Raw genomic sequence first — 6,000 nt, 5'->3', positions numbered from 1 at the left:
CTGGGGCGTCAGGACCACACGACTTCACCGTCCGCTTCATGCGCACTCGTCAGTTGCGCATGCGGCGTCCACCGCATCCCACCCCACGTTCGTGACGATCGCGAGCCGCCCCTCATTCGGGTGAGACGGGCGGAGTCGTGCCACTGATTTGCCCGACGACGGAAGCGGAATATTTTCGCGCGGAGGACTGGACAGGGTGTGTCGCCTTGATCTGCCACGCAAAATTCGATTTTTCGCGCACGCTTCCGGGCGCGTCGGGCGCACTCAATTCGGTGAAATGCGACCGGCCTCAGGTGATGCAACGCCCCGGCTGCAGCAGCTTGGCGACATCGGTCAGGACGCTGACCACGGGCTCGCAGGCAATCTTGCGAACCTCGCCGGGACGGGTGCGGCCGGGCGCAGCCGGCCGGTTGCGCGCCTCATCCTTGCGCACGGGCACGCGGACCAGCACCGTGGTGTCGGGCAAGCCATCGACCTTGAGCACGACGGTCCGGCTGGTCTGGCCGGCTGACGGAACCGTCTCGCGATCGGCCTTGGCGACGCGGTTGACGCCGTGCTCGGGCGCGGCTGATGGGGAAAGCTGACGGCCGACAAGATCATGGCCGGATGCGAGCTGGACGGCGCCCAACGTCAGAACCACGGCGAGCGCGCCGAAAATTCCCTTTTGAATCTGTGACATGTCCGAAGACCCCTCGCCCCACGAAAATCGCTTGCTCAAATTCCCTGGCGATCACGGACACAACGCGGGCAAAACCGCCGCGGTTCTCGCAGAGCGCAATCACTTAACCGTGTACGAAAAAATTTTCGCACGCCCGGAACGACTGGCGGACTTCGGAGTCATCCCGGCAGCCGGTTATTCCCCCTGCCCCATTGACCGGCGACGTAGGGCGCGACTGTGGTGATGCCGGTCGCGCCCTGCTTTTTTTCGAATCTGTCCAAAGCCAAAGCTCTTTCGAAAACCAAGGCCCTTCCGAAAACCAGGTCGCCCGCGCATCTTCCCCTGCGCTTGCCGACAAATTGCCGAATCCTTCCGCTAGCTTTGCTCGCAACCGGACTGCCGAAGCTTCCGGAGGCTGCCATGAAAGCCACCATCAAAGCCCTGGGCCGTTTGCTGATCGCTTGTGTCGCCGCGCTGACGTCGCTCGGCGCAATGTCCCAGCGTCATGAGGCCGCGTCCGCGAGCGACGGTGAGATCCGCATCGGCAATCTCACGCCCTATACCGGGGCGCTTGCGGAATTCGCGCCGATCGGCAAGGCGGAAGCCGCCTATTTCGAGATGATCAACGACCGCGGCGGGATCAACGGCCGCAAGATCCGCTTCATCACCCAAGACGACAATTCCGACCCGTCGGTGGCGCTCGATCTCACCAAAGGGCTGGTCGAGCGCGAACATGTGCAGATGATGTTCAACTCGTTCGGCACGCCGGGCAACCTTGCGGTGCGGACCTACCTGAACGAGCGGAAGATCCCCCAGCTCTTCGTCGCGTCGGGCGATGAGCAATGGAGCAACCCCGCGGCGTTTCCCTGGACCATGGGCTGGCAACCGTCGTTCCGCGCGGAGGGGCGCATCTACGCGAACTATATCCAGGCGTCCTATCCCAACCGCAAGATCGTGGTGCTCTGGCAGAACGACCAGTTCGGGCGCGACGTGTTCAAGGGGTTCGAGGAGGGTCTCGGCGACCTCAAGCGCATGATCATCGTCGATGTCGCGTTTGATATCGCCGACGAGCATATTGAGACCCATGTCTCGATCCTGAGGCGGGCCGGCGCCGATATCTTCGTCTTCGCCGGCGTTCCGAGCACGGCGTCCCAGGCGATCCGGCTGGCGGCGGACTCCAACTGGCATCCGGTATTCATCCTTGCCAATGCTGCGGCGTCCATCGGCACGGCGCTTAGCCCGGCCGGCGTCGACAGGTCGCAAGGCGTCGTCTCGGCCGCATACCTGAAGGATCCGAGCGATCCGGCCTGGAAGGACGATCCGGCGATCAAGGAGTGGTCGGCCTTCGTCGCCAGATACTACCCGCAAGGCAACATCAACGACTCGAGCGCGCTCTATGGCTACGCGGCGGCGGAAACCCTGGTGCAGGTGCTGAAACAGTGCGGCGAGGATCTATCGCCCGAGAACGTGATGCGGCAGGCCGCCTCGCTGAGGGATTACCAGCCGTCGGTCATGCTGCCCGGCATCACGATCAACACCAATTCGTCCGACTTCCGGCCGATCCGGCACATGCGGCTGATGCAGTTCGACGGCCGCACCTGGCAGCCGATCGGCGATGTGCTGGAGACGGCATTCTCCGAGGCGCCGAAACACTAGCTGGCGCCGCCGGCTGGTTCAGGCCGACGTCAGGGCCATCGCATATGGCATCGGCCGACTTTGGCGCTGATGTTTCAGCGTCGTCATGGCCGGGCTTGTCCCGGCCATCCACGTCTGTCTTCACCCGAAACCGAGACGTGGATGCCTGGGACAAGCCCGGGCATGACGAGTTTGTAGAACAACCGGGGCCACATAGGGAACACCGAGCCTGCGGCGTGATCCGCATCTGCGATTGCCTTGAGGGACAGCGCGGAAAAATCCTGGCCGGACCGGCCGGCGCATGACTAAAGGCACATGTCCGGTGCAGGCGACAGGGGCATGCTGTCGCCGGAGCTGGATCAACCATGGCGACGGCAAGGACCACCGAACTGAAGTGCGGTGCCTGCAACGGTACCGGGTTTCCCAAGGTGCAGCAGCCGCCGCAGCAGGGGCGGAAGATCTACCCGCCGCCCTGCGCCAAATGCGGCGGCAAGGGCCGCGTCGCAGTGGCGCTTGAAGAGAAACGGTGAGCCCTCGCCACCCTCCCCATATTCCGACCCACACGCTCATTTTCGCAAACTCGCCCAGACGCCGCCGAGGATGAGCACGCCGCCGATGAAATGGATCAGGGTCGGCGGCTCGCCGAGGATCGCGAACGACAACAGCGCGCTCGCGATCGGCGCGACGTAGAGCACGAGCGACGTCCGCACCGAGCCGAACCTCGCCCCGAGCCAGGCAAAGCCCGCATAGGCGAGCTCGCGCAATTCGATGGCTCAACGAGGCCGTGACCCGTCTCGCATCAATCGCTACACTTGGCCGCATGAAGCTCGTATTCATACACGGCGCGCCGGCTGCCGGAAAGCTGACGACCGCGAAGGCACTGCTCGCCCAAACCAGCGGGCGGCTGTTCGACAACCATGCCGCGATCGACGTCGCCCGCACCGTGTTCGACTTCGGCGCGCCGGGCTTTTGGGACCTTGTGCAGACGGTCCGCACCTCGGTGCTGGATGCGGCGCTGGACCAGGGCCTTCAGCTCCTGGTCATGACGTTCGTCTACGTCGATCCCATCGATCTTCCGACCTTCGAGCAGTTCGAGGCGATCGTGAAACGGCACGGCGGTGAGCTGCTGCCGGTATTCCTGACATGCTCGACGGAGGAGATTGTCCGGCGCGTCGGCACGCCGGACCGGGCGGCCCGGCGAAAGATGATGTCGGAGACCGGCGTCCGCCAATTCCTGGAGGAGCACAGGGTGTCGGCGGTGCCGCGGCCGAACTGCCTCGTGCTCGACAGCGAAGCGAATTCCGCCGAGACCAATGCGCAGGCGATTATCCGACGATTCGATCTCGTGTGACCGGATAGCGGAGTAGGACGACGGCCCTGCCCGACCCCGCCTCGCAAACTCGTGATGCCCGGGGTTGTGCTGGCCTCAGCCCTCCGCCGCCTCGCGCTCCATGTCGCGGCCGGACAAATCCTCGCCCTGCATATCGGCGTATTCGCGCGCCATCTCGCGCATCAGGAATTTGGCGGGGACGTCGTGATAGCTGCCGTGGTCGTTGACATACTGCATGTAGGTGCGCCCCGCGCCGTCGAACGGATGCAGCAGCGCATCGCCATGGCCGTCGAAATCGAGCGGTTTGACGCCGAGCTTGGCGCAGAGTGTGTCGTTGAAGGTCGGCGTCGCCTTGCGCCAGGCGCCGTCGACGAACACCTCGGTGAAGCCGTGCCAGGTGAACATGTCGGTGCCCATGCTCTGCCGCAGCTTCTCGGTGGTGAGGTGGTTGCGCACGTCGGCGAAGCCGACGCGGGCCGGAATGCCGTGGACACGGCAGGCGGCGGCATAGAGCGCGGCCTTGCCGACGCAGTAGCCGTGGCCGGCGGCGAGCACGCTGGAGGCGCGGTAGGTCTCAGCATTGCGCATGCTGACATAGGGATTGTAGCGGATGCCGTCGCGGACGGCCTTGTAGAGGAAGCTCGCCTTGTCGCGATCGCTGGCATCGGCGGGGACGGCCTCGCGCGCGAATGCCGCGACCGCCGGATGGTCGCTGTCGATATATTCGCCGGGATCGGTGTAGAGGCGACTGATCGTGTCGGGGAGGGTGTCGGTCATGCCGCAACACTAGCAAGCCGCCTCCGCCGAGTTCAATGCGGCAATCGCACGCCGGCCCTGCTCAATTCCTGAAACGTTCATCCCAGGGGCGCGGCCGCTTCGCCTTGACATATTCGCGCGCGAAATGGATGCCGAGCCCGATCAGGAACGGCGGGGCGAGCGCGGCCGCGATCATGAAGACTGTGATGGATTTCGGCGTCAGGATATCAAGCACCATCGACGCCAACAGCCACAGCGTGGCGCTGATCACCGCGACGTCGACGTGCTTCATCTCCCCGGTCTTTCCCTGAGGCCTCAGTTACCCGTTCGGGTTCCATTCTACCTGCCGGCGGTACCCGGCGCCAACAATTCCGAACGGCTTCAAGGCCCACGATCACGGGAAAGCGGGGGATCGCCTACGCCACGGATTTTTCCTCGTCCCGGCTCCCGGGGGCGCTGACGCTCCCGGGGACGCTGACATGGACCTCATGGCCTTGCCGGATCGCAAGCGACGCCGCCTTCATCGCGGACTCGAACGCCGCCTCCTTGGTGGCATAGCCGGCGTTGACATTGCCGTCATGCAACACGCCCCATTCATTCTGCACGGGGATCACCGAATATTGCGCCAGTCCCATCGCCGTCCTCCTTCGCGATACCGCGCAAGGCGCGATACCTGCGCGTCTCAATGCGTGTTGGTCTCGTGCCACCTCTCCAGGTCGGGCTTCTTGTCGTCCGCGCCGGGACGTTGTTCGACATCTCCTTTCGGGAGGCAAGCGTCGAGAGCGAAATGCGTTCCCGCACCCCATGATACGGCGGCCTGTTCCACGGCGGCTTGGAACGTCCGCGAGCGGCACCACGTTGTCACCGATGAAACCAGAAGCGGAGCACACGATGGGTGACTCCAGGGATATCCAGCATGGCGTCAACGATCCCGTCGACGGGGTCGATGTGAAGCGGAAGTTCAGGGACAACCGCACGCCGCACGAGCGCGCACAGACCGCCGCCGACGTCCGCGCGGAAGCCTCGCCCGATCCGGACGAAGTGTTCCTCCCCGAGGCGCTGCGACGGCAGCCGACCCCGCCGCTCAATCCGCGCACCGGTCGCCGCCCGACCGGATAGGTCGGCGCGACAGCTCGCTCAGCAGGGCAAGGTGCAGGGTAAGGTGAAAGGCTCAATCCCGTCGCGTCAGGATCGCGTACATCTCGGCCGCGGTCTGCAATTGCTCGATGCGTGCTGTGAGCACCGCGCGCCGCGTGCCCTCTGGCAGCCCGGCGCGCTCGGCCTCGAGGCGCAGCCGCTGTTCAGACAGACGCTGCTCGAATGTGTGGGGCTCGGATCGTTTCCTCGTCGCTCTCATCGTCTTCCCTTGGCGGTTGAAGGCCGGGGCTGTTGAGCCAGCGGTCCAGTTGTTCGATGACCCGCGCGTGACTCGGCCGCCGTGGCTTGGGCGTATCCGGTTCCTCGGACAGCTTGCGGGGCAGCTTGACTTGTTGCGTCATGACACCTCTCCCACGCAGGGAAAACGCGTCAGGCCGGATAAGGTTCAGCAATAAGCTATTGATTTTATTTGGTAATTATACTCAGTTAACGTTTTTGTCTCAGCTTGGGGAACCCGCCGCGA

The 6,000-nt window shown here is 64.4% G+C and carries 10 protein-coding genes; 4 read left to right on the top strand and 6 right to left on the bottom strand.

Annotated features, from left to right (window positions below; genetic code table 11):
- Positions 1-289: 289 nt before the first annotated feature.
- Complete coding sequence (locus ACFFWD_RS44995; protein ID WP_376975912.1) at positions 290-679, bottom strand: hypothetical protein; 390 nt, start codon at positions 677-679, stop codon at positions 290-292.
- Positions 680-1,078: 399 nt separating this feature from the next.
- On the opposite strand from ACFFWD_RS44995, the gene ACFFWD_RS44990 reads away from it, so the two are divergent.
- Positions 1,079-2,314, top strand: a complete 1,236-nt coding sequence (locus ACFFWD_RS44990; protein ID WP_376975910.1) for an ABC transporter substrate-binding protein — start codon at positions 1,079-1,081, stop codon at positions 2,312-2,314.
- Between the two features lie 344 nt (positions 2,315-2,658).
- The gene (locus ACFFWD_RS44985; protein ID WP_376975909.1) at positions 2,659-2,823 is read left to right on the top strand and encodes a hypothetical protein; all 165 of its coding nucleotides are present in this window, start codon (positions 2,659-2,661) and stop codon (positions 2,821-2,823) included.
- A 36-nt stretch (positions 2,824-2,859) separates the two neighbouring features.
- Here the strand turns inward: ACFFWD_RS44985 and ACFFWD_RS44980 are convergent, their stop codons facing one another.
- Positions 2,860-3,057, bottom strand: coding sequence for an EamA family transporter (locus ACFFWD_RS44980; RefSeq protein WP_376975907.1), 198 nt, complete (start codon positions 3,055-3,057; stop codon positions 2,860-2,862).
- Between the two features lie 56 nt (positions 3,058-3,113).
- On the opposite strand from ACFFWD_RS44980, the gene ACFFWD_RS44975 reads away from it, so the two are divergent.
- Positions 3,114-3,644 (top strand): P-loop nucleotide/nucleoside kinase family protein, encoded by a 531-nt coding sequence (locus ACFFWD_RS44975; protein WP_376975906.1) that lies wholly within the window; start codon positions 3,114-3,116, stop codon positions 3,642-3,644.
- A gap of 75 nt (positions 3,645-3,719) precedes the next feature.
- Here ACFFWD_RS44975 and ACFFWD_RS44970 read toward each other — a convergent pair whose 3' ends face one another.
- The 3 genes from ACFFWD_RS44970 to ACFFWD_RS44960 form a co-directional block, all read right to left on the bottom strand.
- Positions 3,720-4,400 carry a transglutaminase-like domain-containing protein gene (locus ACFFWD_RS44970; protein WP_376975905.1) on the bottom strand — a complete coding sequence of 227 codons (681 nt, stop codon included), beginning with the start codon at positions 4,398-4,400 and terminating at the stop codon, positions 3,720-3,722.
- Positions 4,401-4,461: 61 nt separating this feature from the next.
- Complete coding sequence (locus tag ACFFWD_RS44965) at positions 4,462-4,671, bottom strand: hypothetical protein (protein WP_376975904.1); 210 nt, start codon at positions 4,669-4,671, stop codon at positions 4,462-4,464.
- 124 nt (positions 4,672-4,795) lie between these two features.
- The gene (locus ACFFWD_RS44960; RefSeq protein ID WP_376975903.1) at positions 4,796-5,014 is read right to left on the bottom strand and encodes a hypothetical protein; all 219 of its coding nucleotides are present in this window, start codon (positions 5,012-5,014) and stop codon (positions 4,796-4,798) included.
- Positions 5,015-5,270: 256 nt separating this feature from the next.
- On the opposite strand from ACFFWD_RS44960, the gene ACFFWD_RS44955 reads away from it, so the two are divergent.
- The gene (locus ACFFWD_RS44955) at positions 5,271-5,498 is read left to right on the top strand and encodes a hypothetical protein (RefSeq protein WP_376975902.1); all 228 of its coding nucleotides are present in this window, start codon (positions 5,271-5,273) and stop codon (positions 5,496-5,498) included.
- A gap of 52 nt (positions 5,499-5,550) precedes the next feature.
- Here the strand turns inward: ACFFWD_RS44955 and ACFFWD_RS44950 are convergent, their stop codons facing one another.
- Positions 5,551-5,736 carry a hypothetical protein gene (locus ACFFWD_RS44950; RefSeq protein WP_376975901.1) on the bottom strand — a complete coding sequence of 62 codons (186 nt, stop codon included), beginning with the start codon at positions 5,734-5,736 and terminating at the stop codon, positions 5,551-5,553.
- Positions 5,737-6,000 lie beyond the last annotated feature (264 nt).

It is taken from the genome of Bradyrhizobium erythrophlei, assembly GCF_042430365.1.
In the GTDB taxonomy this organism is placed as follows: Bacteria; Pseudomonadota; Alphaproteobacteria; order Rhizobiales; family Xanthobacteraceae; genus Bradyrhizobium; species Bradyrhizobium erythrophlei.
Note: the sequence above shows the minus strand (reverse complement) of the source record. Positions and strands in the feature narration are given on the sequence as shown.